Raw genomic sequence first — 20,660 nt, 5'->3', positions numbered from 1 at the left:
CACTGCCGGGCCTCAGAGCATGCGCTCGAGGCCCACCGTGGCGCTGATCCAGGCATTGAAATGTCGCCACCAACTGCCCGGTTCGCGATCCAGGGTATGCAGTTGGCCATTGTCTTCTGTTTCCCACACCACCCGACCCTCCTCCAGCCGGACGTGGTAACTCAGCGCCGGTGCCATCCCCTGCAGTGCCAGGGTGCGGACATGCTCGGCCAGTTCGGGGCTGTCCACCAGCACGCCGACCTCGGTGTTCCACAGCACCGAACGCGGGTCGAAATTGAATGAGCCGATAAACGCTTTCTGCCGGTCGAAAATCATCGCCTTGCTGTGCAGGCTGGACGCCGAGCCATGGCTTGCGCCGCCGCCGAACAGGCGTGGGCCGCTGCCACCGGTATCGCCGGGCTGGCGGCGTAACTCGAACAACTGCACGCCGTGTTCGAGCAAGGCCTTGCGATAGGGCGCGTAGCCGCCGTGAACGGCGGGCACATCAGTCGCGGCGAGGGAGTTGGTCAGCAGGCTGACTGCAACCCCGGCTTCCGCTCGTCCGGTCAGGTACAGCAGCCCTGGTTGGCCGGGAACAAAGTAGGCGGAAATCATGATCAGCTCGTGGCTGACATTGCTCAGTTGCGGGGCCAGTTGGGTGGTGAGCAGCAGTTGCGGGTCGGGCTCGTTCTTAGCCAGGACTTTGCTCGGCGCATCCCACAGTGCCTGGTTCCAGGCCCAGATCAACTCGCGGCGCCAGGTGTCCATGCGCGGTTGATAGCGGTAGGCGCTGAGGCGTCGGTACAGCGCTGAATTCTGCTGGCGCGAAGTGGCCAGGGACGCTTCCAGATCCTGGCGCACCTTGGCCAGTTCCTGAGGCGAGGGTTCGCTGGCAATAAAGTCGCCAATGGGTTTGCTCAGGGCGCTGTTCCAGTACTGGTCGAAACTGTGCCCCAGTTGCTCGGCCACCGGGCCGACGCTCAGCATGTCGATATCGGTGAAATTCAGGTTGGGTTCGGCATCGAAATACTCGTCACCCAGATTCCGTCCGCCGACGATCGCCATGCTGTTGTCGGCCAGCCAGAGCTTGTTGTGCATGCGCCGGTGCTGCAACGACAGATTGAACAGCCGCCCCAGGGCGCGCGTCACACCGGTGCTGCGGCCCAGGTGGAGCGGGTTGAACAGGCGAACCTGGACATTGGGGTGGGCGGCCAGGGTGGCGATGATCTGGTCGAGGCCATCGCTGGCGGTGTCATCGAGCAGAATCCGTATCCGAACCTTGCGGTCGGCGGCCTTGAGTAGCTCGTCGACCAGCATGCGCGTGCTCAGCCCGTCGTGGACGATGTAGTACTGCAGGTCCAGGCTGGCTTGCGCGTTACGGATCAGCTCGGCGCGGGCCATGAAGGCTTCGCTGCTGTTGGGCAGCAGGCGAAAGCCCGAGCGACCTTGATGCAGCGCGGCCTGCTCCAGGACCGAGCGGCCAAAGGCCGAGTCTTGTGCGGGCAGGGCCTGGCTGGGCAGGCGCGGCACATTGAGGGTGGCACAACCGCCGAGTAGCAGGGCGAGCAGAACGACAACGGATGATTTCAACGCGGTTCGCCCCGAATGATGGTCTGCCTTGCCCATGGACAGCACGGCCAGCACAAAGGTCAGCCGCGCGCGCGATCACTTTGCGCCAGCAGGCGGGCCGCCGTGGCCCCGACCTTGCGTACGGCCTCTTCGAGCTGGGGCGTTGGTTTGGCAGCGTAGTTCATCCGCAGGCAGTTGCGGTACTTGCCCGAGGCCGAAAAGATGCTGCCCACCGCAATCTGCACACCTTGTTCCAGCAGGTCGCGATTGAGGCGCAGGGTGTCGAAGCCTTCCGGTAGTTCGACCCAGAGCATAAAGCTGCCCTTGGGGCGGCTGGCACGCGTGCCTTGGGGGAAGTAACGGGTGACCCATTCGATCATCAAGTCGCGGTTGCGCTGGTACTGGCTGCGCATGCGGCGCAGGTGCGGTTCGAAATGCCCGCCCTTGAGGAATTCGGCGATGGCGATCTGAGGCTGGGTCGCGGTCGAGCCGGTGCTGATGTATTTCATGTGCAGAACCCGCTCCAGATAGCGTCCCGGCGCCACCCAACCAATGCGCAGGCCGGGTGCGAGGGTCTTGGAGAACGAGCTGCAGAACAACACCCGGCCATCGTCGTCGAGGGACTTGATAGAGCACGGACGTGGGTAATCGTAGGCCAGGTCGCCGTACACGTCGTCTTCGATGATCGCCACATCGAAGCGCTGGGCCAGGGTCAGCAGGGCGCGCTTGCGTGACTCCGGCATGATGTAGCCCAGTGGGTTGTTGCAGTTGGGGGTCAACTGTATGGCCTTGATTGGCCATTGCTCCAGGGCCAGCTCCAGGGCTTCGAGGCTGATACCGGTCAGCGGGTCGGTGGGGATTTCCAGGGCTTTCATGCCCAGGCCCTTGAGGGTCTGCATCGCGCCGTGAAAGCTGGGCGAGTCGACGGCCACGATGTCCCCGGGTTCGCAGATCGCGCGGATGCTGCAGGACAGCGCTTCATGGCAGCCGGTAGTGACGACCAGGTCATGGGCGACCAGTTGGCAGCCAGCGTCGAGCATCAGCCGGGCGATCTGTTCGCGCAGGGCCTGGGTGCCGTAGATATTGTCGTAGTACAGGCCGGGCATGTCCTGGCGCCGGCTGATCTGCGCCAGGCTGCGCAGCAACGGCTTGAGGGTCGGGCTGGTGATATCGGGCATGCCGCGACCCATCTGTATGATGTCTTTTTGCGGGACGCTACGGATCAGTTCCAGCACCTGTTCCCACTGGGAAATCTCCACCGGCCGCTGGGCCGGCCGACCGACCACCGGCAGCGCCGGCAGGGTGCGCGCCGCGGGCACGAAGTAACCGGACTTGGGCTTGGGCGCCGCCATGCCCTGGTCTTCCAGCAGGCGGTAGGCTTGCTGGACCGTACTCAGGCTGACCCCGTGTTCGACGCTGAGCGCCCGAACCGAGGGCAGCCGGTCGCCAGGGCGATAGAAACCTTGTTCGATACGGGTGCCGAGCAATTCGGCGAGATTGACGTAGAGGGTCATGGCGTTTTCGTCCCATAGGCTGAGAACCAGCACAGATGGGGAAAAAATACAGGATTCAGTCAGGCTTTTGGAAAAACTGTATGGAAATAATACAGATTGATTGAATCTGTATTGAAAAGGCCGCACAGCTCATCCTGTTCACTCAAGGCAATCGAGTGACAAGGGAGCAATGGCGATGAGTGGGTTAAGCGATGTGCAGCTGGTTTTGCAGGAGAGTGAACCGTCGCCCGAGCAGGTTCGCACCGACGCGGGCGGCGTGCGTCAGTGCCCGCCGGGGCTGAGTCGCTGGGGCCTGTTCTGGCATCGCTTGCACACGCGCCGGCAGTTACTCGAACTGACCCAGGCGGAACTCGGCGACATCGGGCTGAGTCGCAGCGACGCCCTGGCCGAAGGACTCAAGCCGTTCTGGCGCGACTAGCGCAGCTCTTGCAGGCGATGCCACAGCATCCCCAGGGCCAGCAAGGGCGAGCGCAGATACTTGCCGCCGGGGAAGGTGATATGAGGGACCTTGGCGAACAGATCGAAACGTCCGCTCTGCTGGCCGCTGATAGCTTCGCCCAGCAGCTTGCCGGCCAGGTGGGTGGCATTCACGCCATGACCTGAATAGGCCTGGGCGTAATACACATTCGGCTGGCTCTTGAGCCGGCCGATTTGTGGCAGGCGATTGGCGCCGATGCCGATCATGCCGCCCCACTGGTAGTCGATTTTGACGTTGGCCAGTTGCGGGAACACCTCGAGCATTTTCGGACGCATGTAGGCGGCAATGTCCTGTGGATCACGGCCCGAGTAATGACAGGCGCCGCCGAACAACAGCCGGCGATCGGCGGAAAGCCGATAGTAATCCAATGCCACACGTTGGTCGCAGACCGCCATATTCTGGGGCAGCAGGGCGTGGGCCTGTGCTTCGCTCAACGGTTCGGTGGCGATGATGTAGCTGCCGGCCGGCAGCACCTTGCCGCCCAGTTCGGCATTGAGCCCATTGAGATAGGCGTTGCAACCCAGTACCAGTGTGGCGGCGCGCACCCTGCCTTGGGCTGTGTGTACGCAGACCTCGGGGCCGTAATCGATCCGGCTCACTGCCGAACCTTCGTACAACTGCACACCCAGGCTGGCCGCGGCAGCGGCTTCGCCCAGGGCCAAGTTGAGCGGGTGCAGGTGGCCGGAACCCATGTCGATCAGGCCGCCGACATAACGATCCGAGCCGACCACGCTGTGCATCTCGTCGGCCTGCAACAGGCGGGTGGAATGGCGATAGCCGAGGCTGCGCAATTCTTCGGCTTCCTGGGCGAAACCTTCGAGGTCGCGGGGCTTGTTCGCCAGGTCGCAGTAGCCCCAGGTCAGGTCGCAGTCGATCTGGAAGCGCGCGACCCGCTCGCGCACGATTTCCACCGCTTCCAGGCCCATGAGTTTCATTTGCCGCACACCGTCCTGGCCGATCACTGGGGCGAACTGATCCAGGCCATGGCCGACTCCACGGATCAACTGCCCGCCATTGCGCCCGCTGGCGCCCCAGCCAATCTTGTGGGCTTCGAGCAGGACAACGCGCAGGCCGCGCTCCGCCAGTTCCAGGGCAGTGTTCAAGCCCGAGAAGCCACCGCCGACCACGCAGACATCAGCCCGTACTTCGCCCTGCAGCGGCGGATGATCCGGTTGCGGCAGGCTGCTGGCGGCGTAGTAGGAGGCGGGGTGAGCGTGGCTCGGGACAGGTTGCTGAACACGGGCGTTCATGTGCGTAATCCTGGTTTCTTGTGTTTGGAAAATTTGACGGAGCATAAGCCCGCCGCTCGGGCACGGGCAACAGGGGCCGGACGGCGCTGTCTGGTGCGGGGTGTTTGAGGCACAATTGTGACCTTTCACTGTCTTCGGTAATCGCTTCAATGAGCTGCAACAGCCAGAAAATCCGCTTTCTGCGCCAGCAAATCCCTTCGTTCGAATGTGTACCGGGTTGCCACGACTGCTGTGGTCCGGTGACCACGTCGTCGGAGGAAATGGCTCGGCTACCGCGCAAGACCGCCGCCGAGCAGGAAGCTGCGCTGGACGAGTTGAACTGTGTCCACCTGGGGCCGAACGGTTGCACGGTTTATGACGAGCGCCCGCTGATCTGCCGGCTGTTCGGCACCACGGCGACATTGCCGTGCCCCAATGGCAGGCGCCCGGCAGAGTTGATCCATCCGCGCATCGAGAAACAGGTCCACGAATACATCGCCAGCACCCGCCAGGTCCTGGTCTGAGCGGCTCAATCCGGGATCGGCAGGCACAGGCTTTCCTTCACTTCCTCCATCACGATATAGCTCTTGGACTCGCGCACGTGGGGCAGCTTGAGCAGGATGTCGCCCAGTAGCTTGCGGTACGACGCCATCTCGCAAATCCGCGCTTTGACCAGGTAGTCGAAGTCCCCCGACACCAGATGGCATTCCAGCACGTGGGGCAGCTTGAGCACGGCACGGCGGAACTCTTCAAAGGTATCGCCGGACTTGTAGTCCAGGCTGATCTCGACAAAGACCAGTAGGCTGCCCTTGAGGTGCTGCGGATTGAGCCGGGCGTTGTAGCCCATGATGATCCCCTCGCGCTCCAGCCGGCGAACCCGTTCGGTGCAGGGCGTGGTCGAGAGCCCGACCTTCTCTCCCAGCTCGGTGAAGGAGATCCTCCCGTCGGCCTGGAGGATGCGCAGGATATTGCGGTCGATCTTGTCCAGCTCGCGCTTGCTCTGGTGGTTGGTACGCATAGGGGATGCCCCTCCGTCAAAAGGGTTTGTGCCGAGAATTGTCGCCAAATATAGGCATTTATACAGTGAAAAGCACTGGCTATTGCTTCCTATACTGCACCCATCTTTGCGCAAAACAACAAACGTGCGCGGCTGGCCGCGATGAGGGATATAGAGATGCGAGTTCTGGTATTGGGTAGCGGCGTCATTGGTACCGCCAGCGCCTATTATCTGGCCCGTGCCGGCTTCGAGGTGGTCGTGGTCGACCGCCAGCCAGCCGTAGCGATGGAAACCAGCTTTGCCAACGCCGGCCAGGTGTCGCCCGGCTACGCCTCGCCGTGGGCCGCGCCGGGTGTGCCGCTCAAGGCCATCAAATGGCTGCTGCAGCGCCACGCGCCGTTGGCGATCAAGGCCACCGCCGACATTGACCAGTACCTGTGGATGGCGCAGATGCTGCGCAACTGCACCGCCAATCGCTATGCCGTCAACAAGGAGCGCATGGTCCGCCTGTCCGAGTACAGCCGCGACTGCCTCGACGAACTGCGCGCCGAAACCGGTATCGCCTACGAAGGCCGTACGCTGGGGACCACTCAGTTGTTCCGCACCCAGGCCCAGTTGGATGGCGCGGCCAAGGATATTGCCGTGCTCAAGGAGTCCGGCGTGCCCTTCGAGCTGCTCGACCGAGCCGGTATCGCCCGGGTCGAGCCAGCGCTGGCCAGTGTCACCGATATCCTGGCCGGTGCCCTGCGCCTGCCCAACGACCAGACGGGTGACTGCCAGATCTTCACCACCCGCCTGGCGGAAATGGCCGTCAAGCTCGGGGTGGAATTCCGCTATGGCCAGAATATCGAGCGTCTGGACCATGCCGGTGACCGGATCAATGGTGTCTGGATCGATGGCAAGCTGGAAACCGCTGATCGCTATGTCCTCGCGCTGGGCAGCTACTCGCCGCAATTGCTCAAGCCGCTTGGCATCAAGGCGCCGGTCTACCCGCTCAAGGGTTACTCACTGACCGTGCCGATCACCAATCCGGCCATGGCACCGACTTCGACCATTCTCGACGAGACCTACAAAGTCGCGATCACCCGTTTCGACAACCGTATCCGCGTGGGCGGCATGGCGGAAATCGCCGGCTTCGACCTGTCGCTCAATCCGCGTCGGCGCGAAACCCTGGAAATGATCGTGGGCGATCTCTACCCGCAGGGCGGCGATCTGTCCCAGGCCAGTTTCTGGACCGGTTTGCGCCCGACCACGCCGGACGGTACGCCGATTGTCGGTGGCACTACGTTCCGTAATCTGTACCTCAACACCGGCCATGGCACCCTCGGTTGGACCATGGCGTGTGGCTCCGGGCGCTTGCTTGCCGACCTGATGGCGCGTAAAACGCCGCAGATCAGTGCCGAAGGCCTTGATATTTCCCGTTATGGCAACCCTCAGGAGACTGCAAAACATGTCAATCCAGCGCCAGCTCACCAATGAGCGACTGAGCCAGATCGTGACCCATAACGGGACCGTGTATCTGGCAGGGCAAGTCGGCGACGATATGAACGCCGGGATTGAAAAGCAGACCCGTGAAGCCCTGGCCAGTATCGAGCGTTTGCTGGATCTGGCAGGCACCGACAAAACCCGTCTGCTGTCGGTGACGATCTACCTGAAGGATATCGATGCCGATTTCGCTGGCATGAATGCGGTCTGGGACAAGTGGTTGCCTAAAGGCGTGGCGCCGACCCGGGCCACCGTCGAGGCCAAATTGTGCGAGCCGCAAATCCTGGTCGAGCTGTCCGTCGTGGCCGCTCTGCCGTAAGTCACAGTCCCTCTTGCGGTATGGCGGGCGGTTTGCCGCCGGTCCATACCGCTTTTTATTCCCAACGACCGTCTAGAAGTCTGCCGCCATGCGTCCTGCTCGTGCCCTGATCGATCTTCAAGCCCTGCGTCACAACTACCAACTGGCCCGTGAAGTGTCGGGGGCCAAGGCCCTTGCCGTGATCAAGGCTGATGCCTACGGCCATGGTGCCGTACGTTGCGCCCAGGCTCTGGAGGCCGAGGCCGATGGTTTCGCCGTAGCTTGCATTGAAGAAGCGCTCGAGCTGCGCGCTGCCGGGATTCGGGCGCCGGTGCTGCTGCTGGAAGGTTTTTTCGAAGCCGACGAGCTGGGGCTGATCGTTGAGCACGACTTCTGGTGCGTGGTGCATTCACTCTGGCAGTTGGAAGCGATCGAGCAGGCGCGAGTGGCTCGCCCCCTGAATATCTGGCTCAAGCTCGACTCGGGTATGCACCGCGTCGGCTTGCATCCCAAGGATTACGCGCAGGCTTATCAGCGTCTGCTGGCCAGCGGCAAGGTTGCGAAGATCGTCCTGATGAGCCACTTTGCCCGCGCCGATGAGCCGGGTTCGACCTGCAGCAGCGAGCAGGTGGCGGTGTTCGAGGCGGCGCGCCAGGGGCTGGCGGCCGAGGTCAGCCTGCGTAATTCCCCGGCACTGCTGGGCTGGCCGCAGATTCCCAGCGACTGGGTACGCCCGGGCATCATGCTGTATGGCTCGACCCCGTTCGAGGAGACCAACGCGCTGGCGGCTCGCTTGCAACCGGTGATGACGCTGGAATCGAAAGTCATCTGCGTGCGTGAGCTGCCGGCCGGCGAGCCGGTCGGTTATGGCGCGAAATTCATTACGCCCAAGCCGATGCGAATCGGTGTGGTCGCCATGGGCTATGCCGACGGTTACCCGCGTCATGCGCCCACCGGTACGCCGGTGCTGGTCGCCGGTCAGCGCAGCCAGCTCGTGGGGCGGGTGTCGATGGATATGCTCTGCATCGACCTGACCGATGTACCGCAGGCCGGGCTGGGGTCGACCGTGCAGTTGTGGGGGCGTGACATCCTGGCCAGCGATGTCGCGGCGCAGGCCGAGACCATCCCCTACGAAATTTTCTGCAATCTGCGTCGAGTGCCGCGGCTCTACTCCGGTAGCTAGCGCGCAGCCCACGCATCACACGGACGTCCTGCCGCAAGGGATACAGGCCCAAGTGTTGTAAATACTGAACGCTATGCCATGATAACGCTCAATTACAACATCGCCTGATCCCTAGGAGGCTGCCGCATTGGACGTCGGTGAACGACTGCAATCCATCCGTAAGCTCAAAGGTCTGTCGCAGCGAGAACTTGCCAAGCGTGCCGGCGTGACCAACAGCACCATTTCGATGATCGAGAAGAATAGTGTCAGCCCCTCCATCAGTTCGCTGAGGAAGGTGTTGGGCGGTATTCCCATGTCGATGGTCGAGTTCTTTTCCGAAGAAGTCCTTCAGGAAAACCCGACCCAGATCGTCTACAAGGCCAACGAACTCATCGATATATCCGATGGCGCCGTGACCATGAAGTTGGTCGGCAGGGCGCACCCCAGTCGGGCGATTGCGTTCCTCAACGAGATCTACCCGCCGGGTGCCGATACTGGCGAGGAAATGCTCACCCACGAAGGCGAGGAAACCGGAATCCTGGTCGAAGGTCGGCTGGAACTGGTGGTCGGCCTGGAGACTTTTCTGCTCGAAGCCGGCGACAGCTACTATTTTGAAAGCACCAAGCCCCACCGTTTCCGCAATCCGTTCGATGCGCCGGCGCGACTAATCAGCGCAGCCACGCCCGCGAACTTTTAACCAGAGAGGCGCCCTGTGTGGTTTTCAGCGGTGCCCACAGCAGTAATTCGCTACTTCTAATTCCCCTTCGACTTTAGGGTTGTTTCAGAGTGGCGGGCTAACCGTTATACTTGCGCCCGCCCGCGAAACCGTGGCCGTGGGCGTGACTAGCCACCATGAGGGTGTACGTGTGAACCTAATTATGAAAATGCTGGCTGTACCAGCAACCGTATTGGCCCTTTGGGCAGTCGGCGCTCAAGCTGCGACCAACGACGACATCGCCAAGCGCCTTGAGCCAGTGGGTCAGGTGTGCGTTCAGGGTCAGGAATGCAAAGGGATGGAAGTCGCTGCTTCGGCAGGCGGCGGCGGTTCGAAAACCCCCGATGAAATCATCGCCAAGCACTGCAACGCCTGTCATGGCACTGGCCTGTTGGGCGCACCGAAAATCGGTGACACTGCAGCCTGGAAAGAGCGTGCCGACCACCAGGGTGGCCTCGACGGTATCCTGGCCAAGGCCATCACCGGTATCAACGCCATGCCGCCAAAAGGCACTTGCGCTGATTGCTCGGATGACGACCTCAAAGGCGCCATCGAGAAGATGTCCGGGCTGAAATAAGCCGATCTTCCTCAAAAAAGCCGCTTACGAGCGGCTTTTTTGTGCCTGTAATTTCATCTTCCAGCCTGTTCAATGCAGCAAAGACCCGGCAAGCTCGGTCCAACCTCAATTCAGGGAAGGTCCGTGGAGGGTCCAATGGTGCAGTCCTGTTCTATTGAACATGCCGTCGATACAGTGTTGGCGCAGTTGCCCGCGCATATTCACCTGGCAATGCCGCTGGGGCTGGGCAAACCCAATCGTTTCGTCAACGCCTTGTATAAGCGCATCGCCCAGTTGCCGGAGCGTCAACTGACGATCTATACCGCCTTGAGCCTGGGTCGGCCGGCCCTGGGTGAAGGCTTGCAGCGCCGCTTCCTCGAACCCTTCAACGAGCGGGTGTTCGGCGACTACCTTGAACTCGATTATCTGGCGGACCTGCGCCATGACCGCCTGCCGGCCAATATCCATATCGAGCAGTTTTTCCTGCAGCCCGGCAGCCTGCTCAACAGCACGTCGGCGCAGCAGGATTACATCAGCAGCAATTACAGCCATGCCGCTCGGGATATCAATGCCGCTGGCCTGAACCTGGTCGCGCAACTGGTTGCGCGCGACTCGCGTAACCCGGACCGGTTGAGCCTCAGTTGCAACCCGGATGTGACCCTGGATCTATTGCCGATGATCGCCAAGCGCCGCGCTGCGGGTGAAACCATCCTGCTGCTGGCCCAGGTGCACGACGACTTGCCCTATATGCCTGGCGACTCGGAGCTCGACAGTCAGGACTTCGACCTGCTGATCGACGAGTCGGAACGCACCACGCTGTTTTCCACGCCGAATATGCCGGTCGGGAATCAGGACCACTTTATCGGTTTGCATGCCAGCACGCTGGTGCGCGATGGCGGCACCCTGCAGATCGGCATCGGTGCCATGGGCGATGCGCTGACGGCCGCAGTGCTGACGCGTCATGCCGATAATGGCGCCTATCAGGCGTTGCTCGATGATATCGATGTCTCACCCTGGCGGCCGTTGATCGAAGCCGAGGGCGGGCGCGAGGCGTTTGTCCATGGGCTTTATGGGTGCAGCGAGATGTTCGTCAACGGCCTGCTGGTACTGGCGGATGCCGGTATTGTCCGGCGCAAGGTGTATGCCGATATCGAGGTGCAGCGCCAGGCCAATGCCGGCACGCTCGACAGCACGCAGGCCGGTGGCGTCTGCGTACATGGCGGTTTCTTCCTTGGCCCGCGCAGCTACTATCAGCGTTTGCGCGAGTTGCCCCACAGTCGGCTGGCCGAATTCAACATGACGGCCATCAGCTACATCAACGAACTCTATGGCGACGAAGCGCTCAAGCGCTTGCAGCGTCGGGATGCACGCTTTATCAACAGCGCTTTTACCATGACCCTGCTCGGTGCCGGAGTGGCCGACCAGCTGGAGGACGGTCGTGTGCTGAGCGGGGTGGGTGGCCAATACAACTTTGTTGCCCAGGCCCATGCGCTGCATGATGCGCGCTCGGTGCTGATCCTGCGCAGTTGGCGCGAGTCCGCAGGCGAGGTCAGTTCTAATATTGTCTGGGAGTACGGCCATTGCACCATTCCTCGGCACCTGCGCGATATCGTGGTGACCGAGTACGGGATCGCCGACCTGCGTGGCAAGACCGATGCGGCAGTGGTCGAGGCCCTGCTCAATATCAGCGACTCGCGCTTTCAGCCGGGGCTGATCGAGCGGGCGCGCAAGGCCGGTAAGCTCCCGGCGGACTTTCGTCTCGATCCGCGCTTTGCCGATAACAGCCCGCAGCGGTTGCAAGCGATTGCCGATCGGCACCCCTCGTTGTTTGTGGAGTATCCGCTGGGCAGTGATTTCACCGCAGTGGAGAAGGACCTGTTGCGGGCCCTTAACTGGCTGAAAAGCCGATTCAAGGTCAGCGAGATTTTCCAGTTGGGCAGGGCGACGCTCGACGCGCCAGCGCCCTCGGTTTTCCCGGCCCATTTGCAGCGTATGCGTCTGGCACAGCCTGAAGGCCTGCGCGAGGAGCTGTATCAGCGCCTGCTGTTGGCAGGGTTGCAGGCCACGGCCCGCAGCCGCTGATCACCGGCGTCTGAAGCAGACGCCGGAGTACGCAGCAACCTTATAGGAAGGTGACTTGCCCACCGGCCAGGGATTTGACCCGGGCCAGCGATTCGACGCGATAGCCCTGGGCGTCGAGTTCGGCGCGGCCGCCCTGGAAGGACTTCTCGATCACGATCCCCAGCCCGGCGACGGTGGCGCCGGCCTGCTTGATAATCGAGATCAGGGCCTGGGAAGCCTTACCGTTGGCCAGGAAGTCATCGATGATCAGCACGCGGTCGCTGCTGGTCAGATGACGTGGCGAAATCGCCACGGTGCTTTCGACCTGTTTGGTGAAGGAATACACCGTGGCCGACAGCAGGTTCTCGGTCAGGGTCAGGGATTGGTGCTTGCGGGCAAAAATCACCGGCACGCCCAGGTTCAGACCGGTCATGATCGCGGGGGCAATGCCCGACGCTTCGATGGTGACAATCTTGGTAATGCCCGAATCGGCGAAGAGCGTGGCGAATTCATCGCCGATCAGCTTCATCAGCGCCGGATCGATCTGATGGTTGAGAAAGGCGTCAACCTTCAGGACCTGATCAGAAAGCACGATGCCTTCTTCACGGATTTTCTTGTGCAGTGCTTCCACGGAGCGTCCTCAAATAGCGCTTGGTGCGCTGGAATCAGTTTTAAAAAGTAGTCGTTATTTTTTCAGCATGGCGCGGATATCCGCCAGGGCCGAGTTGCCACGCACGGCTTTGACTTCTGTCGGTGTGTCGTCATTGCCTTCCCAGGCCAGATCTTCCGGTGGCAGCTCATCGAGAAAGCGGCTGGGCGAGCAGTCGATGATTTCACCGTACTGCTTGCGCTTGGCTGCAAAGGTAAAAGCCAGCGTCTGACGTGCTCGGGTGATCCCGACATAGGCCAGGCGCCGTTCTTCTTCGATGGTGTCGGCTTCGATGCTGGAGCGGTGAGGCAGGATTTCCTCTTCCATGCCCATGATGAACACGTAAGGGAATTCCAGCCCCTTGGAGGCGTGCAAGGTCATCATCTGCACGCCTTCGGCGCCATCCTCTTCTTCCTGCTGACGCTCAAGCATGTCGCGCAGGACCAGTTTGCCGATGGCTTCCTCGATGGTCATTTCGCCATCTTCATCTTTTTCCAGGGTGTTCTTCAGCGCTTCGACCAGGAACCAGACGTTACTCATGCGGTAGTCCGCGGCCTTGTCGCTGGAACTGTTGGTGCGCAGCCAGTTCTCGTAGTCGATATCCATGATCATGCTGCGCAGCGCGGCGATCGGATCGTCCCCGGCGCACTGTTCGCGGACCCGGTCCATGAAGCGCTTGAAGCGCGCCAGTCGATCGGTGAAGCGGCTGTCCAGATGCTCGCCAAGACCGATTTCGTCGGTCGCGGCGTACATCGAGATCTTGCGTTCGGTGGCGTAGTTGCCGAGCTTCTCCAGGGTCGTCGAACCGATCTCCCGACGTGGGACGTTGATCACCCGCAGGAAGGCGTTGTCGTCGTCCGGATTGACCAGCAGCCGGAAGTAGGCCATCAGGTCCTTGACTTCCTGGCGCCCGAAAAAGCTGTTGCCGCCCGATAGGCGATACGGAATCTGGTGGTGCTGCAGTTTCAGCTCGATCAGCTTGGCCTGGTAGTTGCCGCGATAAAGGATGGCGAAATCGCTGTACGGGCGGTCGGTACGCAGGTGTAGGGTGAGAATTTCCACCGCGACGCGCTCGGCTTCGGCGTCCTCGTTGCGGCAGCGGATCACGCGGATCTCGTCGCCATGGCCCATCTCGCTCCACAGCTGCTTCTCGAAGGCGTGGGGGTTGTTCGAGATCAGCACGTTGGCGCAGCGCAGGATGCGGCTGGTGGAGCGGTAGTTCTGTTCGAGCATGACCACTTTCAGGGACGGGTAGTCGTCCTTGAGCAGCATCAGGTTTTCCGGGCGGGCACCGCGCCAGGCATAGATCGACTGGTCGTCGTCGCCGACCACGGTGAACTGGTTGCGGCTGCCGATCAGCAGTTTGACCAGCAGGTATTGGCTGGCGTTGGTGTCCTGGTACTCGTCGACCAGCAGGTAGCGCACCTTGTTCTGCCACTTCTCGAGGATGTCGGCATGTTCCTGGAACAGCTTGACCGGCAGCAGGATCAGGTCGTCGAAGTCCACCGCATTGAAGGCCTTGAGCGTGCGCTGGTAGTGGGTGTAGACGATGGCCGCCGTCTGTTCCTTGGGGTTGCGCGCGTTCTCCAGGGCCTCGGGGGGCAGAATCAGGTCGTTCTTCCAGGAGCCGATCATGTTCTTGATCTCGTCGACCCCGTCGTCGCCCGAGTATTCCTTTTGCATGATGTCGGTCATCAGCGCCTTGACGTCGGCTTCGTCAAAGATCGAGAAACCGGGTTTGTAGCCCAGTCGAACATGCTCCTTGCGGATGATGTTCAGGCCCAGGTTGTGGAAGGTCGACACCGTCAGTCCGCGACCTTCGCCACCGCGCAGCAGGCTGGCGACCCGTTCCTTCATCTCGCGCGCGGCCTTGTTGGTAAAGGTCATGGCGACGATGTACTGGGCGCGGATGCCGCAGTTTTGGATCAGATGGGCGATCTTGCGGGTGATCACGCTGGTTTTGCCGGAACCGGCACCGGCGAGCACCAAAAGAGGGCCGCCGACGTAGTTCACGGCTTCTTGCTGCCGGGGGTTGAGTCGGGACATGACGAAGTAGGGAGTCGTTTGCAAAAAGGGCGGGCATTTTAACAGGCTGGACAGATATTGCCGCGACTCTCCGACACTGTGACGTAGCACGCGATCTAAATTTGCCGGTTTTGATACTTTCCCGCAGGATGCGCACACAAAACCCGTCTACTGTAGGGTTTGGCTCAATACAAATCGGCGTTTGATAATCAATATCATTTATCATTGCCTACCCGCACGTCATAATGCCGACCGCCAACGTTTTTTGCGAAGTCTAGGGAGTCAGCTTGTCTACGCCTGTCGAACCCTTGCGTTTGCTGTTACTGGCCGAGGAGCCTGGCTGGGCGGCGCTGTTGCGCGAGTGCCTCGTGCCATTGGGCGACAGTGCCGTACTGATCAGTGCACCGAACTGGGAGTCGGTCAGCAACCTGTTCGACCATGGCGTGGCAGCCATTGTGTTGACGGTGCCTGCCCTGCAGCCGGCGCCCAGGCGATGCAGCCTCCCCAGCGTATTGCTGCTGGAAGAGGAACCGCTGCTGGCGCCGCTGGGGGTCAGTGACTGGCTGGTGCGTGGCGCCCTCAACGCCGATGTGCTGCGTCGTTGCCTGCGCCATGTGCGCGAGCGCGGGGTGTTGGAACATACGTTGCAGCGCCTGGCCGAGGAAGATCCCTTGACCGGTATCGCCAATCGCCAGGGCTTCCAGGCTTTGCTGGCAGCGCGTCTGGCCGAGAACGAAGGCCGGGGCGTCGCCCTTGGGCACCTGGACCTGGATAACTTTCGCCACGCCAACGATGCCTTGGGCCACCAGGCCGGCGACCGGCTGATCCTGCAAGTGGTTGCACGCCTCAAAAACCAGCTGGAAGCGGGCGATTGCGTGTCGCGCCTGGGCAGCGACGAGTTTGCCCTGCTGATCGATACCCGCCGCGCGCCCGAGCGTGCCGAAGCGATTGCCGAACGCATTACTGAAGCCCTGTCCGAGCCTTACTGGATCGATGGCGAAAGCCTGCTGATCGGCTGCAGCCTGGGCATTGCCCATGCGCGAGCCAAAGCCGGGGCTGACCCGCTGATGTGGCATGCGCATATCGCCATGCAGCAGGCCAAGAGTATTCAAGGCTGCACCTTTCATGTGTTCAACGAGCGTATCAACCGCCATGCGCGCAGCCTCGCCGACCTAGAGAGCGAACTGCGCCGGGCGTTGCGTCGCGATGAGCTGGAGTTGCATTACCAGCCACGCCTGGACCTGGGCAGTGGGCAGATCGTCGGCCTGGAAGCCTTGGTGCGCTGGCGCCATGGCGAACGCGGGCTGTTGCCCCCCAGCGAGTTCGTGCCGCTGGCCGAACAGAGCGGGTTGATCGTACCGCTTGGCTACTGGGTGATTTCCCGCGCGCTGCGCGATATGCAGGCGCTACGCGAACGGGGCCTGCCGGCGTTGCATATGGCGATCAACCTGTCGTTTCGCCAGTTCCAGGACAGCCAGTTGCTGGCGACCCTGGGCCGGCTGATTGCCGAGCGTGGCGTTGAGGCGCGCTGGTTGGAGTTCGAGCTGACGGAAACGGCGGTGATGCGCCGCAGCGACCTGGTCAAGCAGACCATGGATGCCCTGGGTCAGTTGGGCGTGCGCTTTTCCCTGGATGATTTCGGCACCGGCTTTTCCTCGTTTGTGCACCTGAACAGCCTGCCTATCGCACTGCTCAAGGTGGACAAGAGTTTTGTCGGCGGCATGGAGTTGCGTGAGGAAAACCGCAAGCTGGTCCACGCCATGATCAATCTCGCCCACAACCTGCAGTTGGAAGTCGTCGCCGAAGGCGTTGAAACCCCCGAGCAACTTGAGTTGCTCAGGGGCTTTGGCTGCGACCAGGTGCAGGGGTATCTGATCAGCAAGCCTTTGCCCTTGGCGGAACTGGTGGATTACCTGACGTTTGGCGTGAGTCAGCAGGCAGTGGTCGGCGCGACCCTCTGAGGTTCGCGCTTGAGCATGCGGGTCATGCGCCACTCGAATGCGAGGGTCAGGCCGATGGCGGCACAGGCCAGCCCCAGGGCCAGGCCCCACCAGACCCCGGTCGGGCCCCAGCCCAGGCTGAAGGCCATGGTCCAGGCGGCAGGCGCGCCAATCAACCAGTAGCAGCCCAATCCCACCAGAAAGGTGGTCTTGGCATCCTTGAGCCCACGGATCGCGCCCATGGCGATGGTCTGGGTGCCATCGAACAGTTCGAACCAGGCGGCGACCACCAGCAGGCTCACCGCGAGCTCGATCACGTCGGTGAAGGCCGGGTCGTTGCGGTCCAGGAACAGCCCCACCAGTTGATAGGGCAGCAGCCAGAACAGCGCGGCGAAGCCGAGCATCACCAGGGCGCCAAAAGCAATCCCGACCCGCCCTGCCAGGCGTGCGGCCAGTAGTTGGCCGCCACCATAGTGTTGGCCGATACGCATGGTGATTGCGTAGGACATCCCCGCCGGAACCATAAACGCCACCGACACGATCTGCAGCGCGATCTGATGCGCCGCCAGTTGCGTGCTGCCCATGGTGCCCATGCACAATGCGGCGAAGGCAAACAGGCCGACCTCCACCGCATAGGTACCGCCAATCGGCAGGCCCAGGCGCCAAAGTTCGCGCAGGTAGTCGCTCTTGGGCCGCATCAGGCCCTGGCGCAGAGGGTAGGCGGCGTAGGCGCGATGGCGGCGGATATGCCAGGCAAGCCCGAGGGCCATGGCATTGGCGACAATCGCGGTGACCAGGCCGATGCCCATCAACCCCAGCTTCGGCAGGCCAAACAACCCTTCGATCAGCGCGTAATTGAGTACGAAATTGGCGACGGTGCCGATCAGGCTGATCACCATCACGGGCGTCGGCCGGCCGAGAGCACTGGTGAAGCCGCGCAGCGCCATGAAGCTCAGGTAGCCGGGCAGGGCAAAGGGCAGCATCAACAGGAACTGGCCGGCGGCTTCCACATTGCTGGCGGTCTGGCCAAACAGCAGCAGAATCGGTTTGAGGTTCCATAGCAGCAGGCCAGCGACCAGCGCCATGGCCCAGGCTAGCCAGAGTCCGGCCTGGGTCAGGCGGGTAGCGCCTTCGCTATCGCCGGCGCCATGGCGAATCGAGACCAGGGTACCGACCGCGGCGATCACGCCAATGCAGAAGATCGACACGAACGAATAGCTGGCTGCACCAAGGCCGCCGCCCGCCAGTGCTTCGGGGCTGATCTTGGCCATCATCACGGTGTCGGTCAGCAGCATCAGCATGTGGGCCAACTGCGAGGCGATCAGCGGGCCGGCCAGGCGTAGGATGGCCTTGAGCTCGACGTGTACGGGATGCTTCATGGGAATCGGTTCCAGGTCCGGCGGGTCGCGGCAAAGGCTGGATTTTCGGCGCTTTACCGGTGATGCACAAAAGGATAAAAGCGATTGATCACATGATTAAAACTCATGTGTCAGGACTTTCTGCTAGGGTACGCGCACTGCCTTGCCCGAGGGTTCCCATGTCCCGTCGCCTGCCACCCTTGTATGCGTTACGTGCTTTTGAAGCCGCCGCGCGGCACAGTTCCTTTACCCGCGCCGCTGAGGAGCTGTCGATTACCCAAAGTGCGGTGAGTCGGCATATCCGCACCCTGGAGGAGCATTTCGCCTGCCGCCTGTTCCAGCGCAACGGGCGCAATCTGCAGCCTAGCGAGGCGGCGCGATTGCTGCTGCCAGGCGTACGCGAGGGTTTCGCTGCGCTGGAGCGGGCGTGCAATACCCTGCGCGCCGAAGACGGCATCCTGCGCATGAAAGCGCCGTCGACCCTGACCATGCGCTGGTTGCTGGCGCGCCTGAGTCGTTTCCGGCATTTGCAGAAGGGCAACGAGGTGCAGTTGACCAGTGCCTGGATGGATATCGATAACGTGGATTTCAATCAGGAGCCTTTCGACTGCGCGGTACTGCTGGGTAACGGGCACTTCCCGGCGGACTGGGAAGCCAGCTATCTGTTTTCTGAATGGTTGATTCCCGTCGGAGCGCCCAACCTGCTCAACGATCAGCCCTGGGATCTGGCCCGCCTGGCCAGTACCGAGTTGCTGCACCCCACGCCGGACCGCCGGGACTGGCGCGATTGGCTCCAGCGCATGGGGCTCAGTGGCCAGGTGTCGCTCAAGGGCGGTCAGGTATTCGATACCCTTGAACTGGGCATGATTGCCGCGGCCCGAGGCTATGGCGTGTCCATGGGCGACCTGCTGATGGTCGCCGAGGATGTGGCCCAGGGCCGCTTGAGCCTGCCATGGCCAACGGCCGTGGCCAGTGGCCTGAATTACTACCTGGTCTGGCCGAAGACCCGACCCGGTGGCGAGCGTCTGCGTCGGTTGAGCGATTTTCTGCAGCAGGAAGTCGAGGCCATGGAGCTACCCCAGGTCGAGCGACTGGGCTAGCCCCGGCGGCTCATGACGTTGTGCAGGGGCGGTACTGCAACGCTTCTGCCAGTTGTTCGCGGCTGATCTGTTCCACGTGTTCCAGGTCGGCCAGGGTACGAGCAACCTTGAGCAGGCGATGGGCCGCACGCAGCGACAGGGTCAGGCGTTCGCAAGCGACTTCGAGCCAGCGCTCATCGCTCGTGCGCAACTGGCAGTGTTGGCGCAGGCCGGGCAGATCGAGAAACGCATTGGCACAACCCTGGCGCTCCTGCTGACGCTTGCGCGCCTCGGCGACCCGGGCAGCGGCATGGGCCGTGGTGTCGTTGCTGCGCAGGGGTGGGCTAAGCGCAGTGGCTTCGCGCGCCACGGTCAGGTGCAGGTCGATGCGGTCGAGCAGCGGCCCTGACAGTTTGTTGCGATAACGTTGGAGCTGCTCCGGGGTGCAGCGGCATCGGCCGCTGGGCTCGCCCAGATAGCCGCAGGGGCAGGGGTTCATGGCCGCTACCAACTGAAAGCGCGCCGGGAACTGCACCCGGCCGCTGGCGCGGGCGATCACGATCCAGCCCGATTCCAGGGGCTCGCGCAGCACTTCCAGGACCCGCCGGTCGAACTCTGGCAACTCATCGAGAAACAGCACGCCATGGTGGGCGAGGGTGATTTCCCCCGGCTGCGGTTTTGAGCCACCCCCCACCAGCGCTGGACCGGAGGCCGAATGGTGAGGCTGGCGAAAGGGGCGCTGCGGCCAGTGGCTCATGGGTTTGTGGCTGGCGACCGACTGGATCGCCGCGACCTCCAGGGCCTCGCTTTCGTCCAAGGGCGGCAGCAGTCCGGGCAGGCGGCTGGCCAGCAGGGTCTTGCCGGTGCCGGGCGGGCCGCTGAGCAGTAAATTGTGGGCGCCAGCCGCAGCGATCAACAGGGCTCGTTTGGCGGCGAACTGGCCTTGGACCTCGCTGAGGTCGGGATAGGCCACCTGCTGGCGCAGCAGGCCACTGGAGACAAAAGGCTCAATGGGCGTCTGCCCGTTGAAATGGGCGACGGCCTGCAGCAGGTGTTCGACTGCGATGACTTCCAACCCACGGGCCAGGCTCGCCTCTTCGGCATTTTCTCGGGCAACCACCAGTTGCCGTCCCACGGCACGGGCTGCCAGTGCTGCCGGCAGGACGCCCTGCACCGGGCGAATATGCCCGGACAGCGCCAGTTCTCCCAGGCACTCGACCTGTTCCAGCGCCGGCGCGGGCAATTGCCCGCTGGCAGCCAGGATGCCCAGGGCAATGGCCAGGTCGAAGCGGCCGCCATCCTTGGGCAGGTCGGCGGGGGCGAGATTCAGGGTGATGCGCCGTGCGGGGAAGTCGAAGCCGGCATTGAGAATCGCACTGCGAACCCTGTCCTTGCTCTCCTTGACCGCGGTTTCCGGCAGGCCTACCAGTGTCAGGGCCGGCAACCCATTGGCCAGATGCGCCTCAACGGTGACAGTCGGCGCCTGCACGCCGACCTGGGCGCGGCTGTGGACAATGGCCAGGGACATAGATCCTTCCTTGAACGGGGTGACGCCGCATCCTGCGG

The 20,660-nt window shown here is 62.3% G+C and carries 18 protein-coding genes; 10 read left to right on the top strand and 8 right to left on the bottom strand.

Annotation, left to right across the window (positions count from 1 at the left end; all coding sequences use genetic code 11):
• Positions 1–12: 12 nt before the first annotated feature.
• A complete protein-coding gene (locus tag NPS46_RS10315) occupies positions 13–1,569 on the bottom strand; it encodes a phospholipase D family protein (protein ID WP_425312721.1) in 1,557 nt (518 codons plus the stop codon).
• Positions 1,570–1,628: 59 nt separating this feature from the next.
• Complete coding sequence (locus NPS46_RS10310; RefSeq protein WP_274106782.1) at positions 1,629–3,062, bottom strand: PLP-dependent aminotransferase family protein; 1,434 nt, start codon at positions 3,060–3,062, stop codon at positions 1,629–1,631.
• Positions 3,063–3,237: 175 nt separating this feature from the next.
• On the opposite strand from NPS46_RS10310, the gene NPS46_RS10305 reads away from it, so the two are divergent.
• Positions 3,238–3,480 (top strand): DUF1127 domain-containing protein, encoded by a 243-nt coding sequence (locus NPS46_RS10305; protein WP_274106781.1) that lies wholly within the window; start codon positions 3,238–3,240, stop codon positions 3,478–3,480.
• On the opposite strand, the gene NPS46_RS10300 is transcribed toward NPS46_RS10305, so the two are convergent.
• The gene (locus NPS46_RS10300; protein ID WP_274106779.1) at positions 3,477–4,790 is read right to left on the bottom strand and encodes an NAD(P)/FAD-dependent oxidoreductase; all 1,314 of its coding nucleotides are present in this window, start codon (positions 4,788–4,790) and stop codon (positions 3,477–3,479) included. The genes NPS46_RS10305 and NPS46_RS10300 overlap by 4 nt on opposite strands.
• A gap of 149 nt (positions 4,791–4,939) precedes the next feature.
• Between NPS46_RS10300 and NPS46_RS10295 the strand changes: the two genes are divergently transcribed.
• Entirely contained in the window at positions 4,940–5,293 is a 354-nt protein-coding gene (locus NPS46_RS10295; RefSeq protein ID WP_274106777.1) for a YkgJ family cysteine cluster protein, read from the top strand.
• A 5-nt stretch (positions 5,294–5,298) separates the two neighbouring features.
• On the opposite strand, the gene NPS46_RS10290 is transcribed toward NPS46_RS10295, so the two are convergent.
• On the bottom strand, positions 5,299–5,787 hold the full coding sequence (locus NPS46_RS10290) for an Lrp/AsnC ligand binding domain-containing protein (RefSeq protein ID WP_274106775.1): 489 nt from the start codon (positions 5,785–5,787) through the stop codon (positions 5,299–5,301).
• Positions 5,788–5,943: 156 nt separating this feature from the next.
• Here NPS46_RS10290 and dadA point away from each other — a divergent pair, with 156 nt between their 5' ends.
• From dadA to NPS46_RS10260, 6 genes are all read left to right on the top strand, one after another.
• Positions 5,944–7,245, top strand: coding sequence for a D-amino acid dehydrogenase (gene dadA, locus NPS46_RS10285; protein ID WP_274106773.1), 1,302 nt, complete (start codon positions 5,944–5,946; stop codon positions 7,243–7,245).
• A complete protein-coding gene (locus tag NPS46_RS10280; RefSeq protein ID WP_274106771.1) occupies positions 7,217–7,570 on the top strand; it encodes a RidA family protein in 354 nt (117 codons plus the stop codon). Before dadA ends, NPS46_RS10280 begins: the two co-directional genes overlap by 29 nt.
• Positions 7,571–7,658: 88 nt before the next feature.
• Positions 7,659–8,732 (top strand): alanine racemase, encoded by a 1,074-nt coding sequence (gene alr, locus NPS46_RS10275; protein ID WP_274106769.1) that lies wholly within the window; start codon positions 7,659–7,661, stop codon positions 8,730–8,732.
• 127 nt (positions 8,733–8,859) lie between these two features.
• On the top strand, positions 8,860–9,408 hold the full coding sequence (locus NPS46_RS10270) for a cupin domain-containing protein (protein WP_274106767.1): 549 nt from the start codon (positions 8,860–8,862) through the stop codon (positions 9,406–9,408).
• Positions 9,409–9,589: 181 nt separating this feature from the next.
• Complete coding sequence (locus NPS46_RS10265) at positions 9,590–10,003, top strand: c-type cytochrome (RefSeq protein WP_274107118.1); 414 nt, start codon at positions 9,590–9,592, stop codon at positions 10,001–10,003.
• A 135-nt stretch (positions 10,004–10,138) separates the two neighbouring features.
• Positions 10,139–12,064 carry an acetyl-CoA hydrolase/transferase C-terminal domain-containing protein gene (locus tag NPS46_RS10260; RefSeq protein WP_274106765.1) on the top strand — a complete coding sequence of 642 codons (1,926 nt, stop codon included), beginning with the start codon at positions 10,139–10,141 and terminating at the stop codon, positions 12,062–12,064.
• 40 nt (positions 12,065–12,104) lie between these two features.
• Here the strand turns inward: NPS46_RS10260 and NPS46_RS10255 are convergent, their stop codons facing one another.
• Both NPS46_RS10255 and rep read right to left on the bottom strand, forming a co-directional pair.
• On the bottom strand, positions 12,105–12,674 hold the full coding sequence (locus NPS46_RS10255; RefSeq protein ID WP_274106763.1) for a xanthine phosphoribosyltransferase: 570 nt from the start codon (positions 12,672–12,674) through the stop codon (positions 12,105–12,107).
• Positions 12,675–12,728: 54 nt separating this feature from the next.
• Positions 12,729–14,738 carry a DNA helicase Rep gene (gene rep, locus NPS46_RS10250; RefSeq protein ID WP_274106761.1) on the bottom strand — a complete coding sequence of 670 codons (2,010 nt, stop codon included), beginning with the start codon at positions 14,736–14,738 and terminating at the stop codon, positions 12,729–12,731.
• Between the two features lie 266 nt (positions 14,739–15,004).
• Here rep and NPS46_RS10245 point away from each other — a divergent pair, with 266 nt between their 5' ends.
• On the top strand, positions 15,005–16,678 hold the full coding sequence (locus NPS46_RS10245; protein WP_274106759.1) for a putative bifunctional diguanylate cyclase/phosphodiesterase: 1,674 nt from the start codon (positions 15,005–15,007) through the stop codon (positions 16,676–16,678).
• Here the strand turns inward: NPS46_RS10245 and NPS46_RS10240 are convergent.
• Positions 16,648–18,036 carry a NorM family multidrug efflux MATE transporter gene (locus NPS46_RS10240; RefSeq protein ID WP_274106758.1) on the bottom strand — a complete coding sequence of 463 codons (1,389 nt, stop codon included), beginning with the start codon at positions 18,034–18,036 and terminating at the stop codon, positions 16,648–16,650. The two genes, NPS46_RS10245 and NPS46_RS10240, sit on opposite strands and share 31 nt — an antisense overlap.
• Positions 18,037–18,194: 158 nt before the next feature.
• On the opposite strand from NPS46_RS10240, the gene NPS46_RS10235 reads away from it, so the two are divergent.
• Positions 18,195–19,115 carry a LysR substrate-binding domain-containing protein gene (locus NPS46_RS10235; protein WP_274106756.1) on the top strand — a complete coding sequence of 307 codons (921 nt, stop codon included), beginning with the start codon at positions 18,195–18,197 and terminating at the stop codon, positions 19,113–19,115.
• Positions 19,116–19,125: 10 nt separating this feature from the next.
• Here the strand turns inward: NPS46_RS10235 and NPS46_RS10230 are convergent, their stop codons facing one another.
• Positions 19,126–20,622, bottom strand: coding sequence for a YifB family Mg chelatase-like AAA ATPase (locus tag NPS46_RS10230; RefSeq protein ID WP_274106754.1), 1,497 nt, complete (start codon positions 20,620–20,622; stop codon positions 19,126–19,128).
• Between the last annotated feature and the right edge of the window lie 38 nt (positions 20,623–20,660).

This window comes from Pseudomonas putida, assembly GCF_028682395.1.
Classification (GTDB): domain Bacteria; phylum Pseudomonadota; class Gammaproteobacteria; order Pseudomonadales; family Pseudomonadaceae; genus Aquipseudomonas; species Aquipseudomonas putida_AB.
This window is presented reverse-complemented; position numbering and strand designations above follow the sequence as displayed.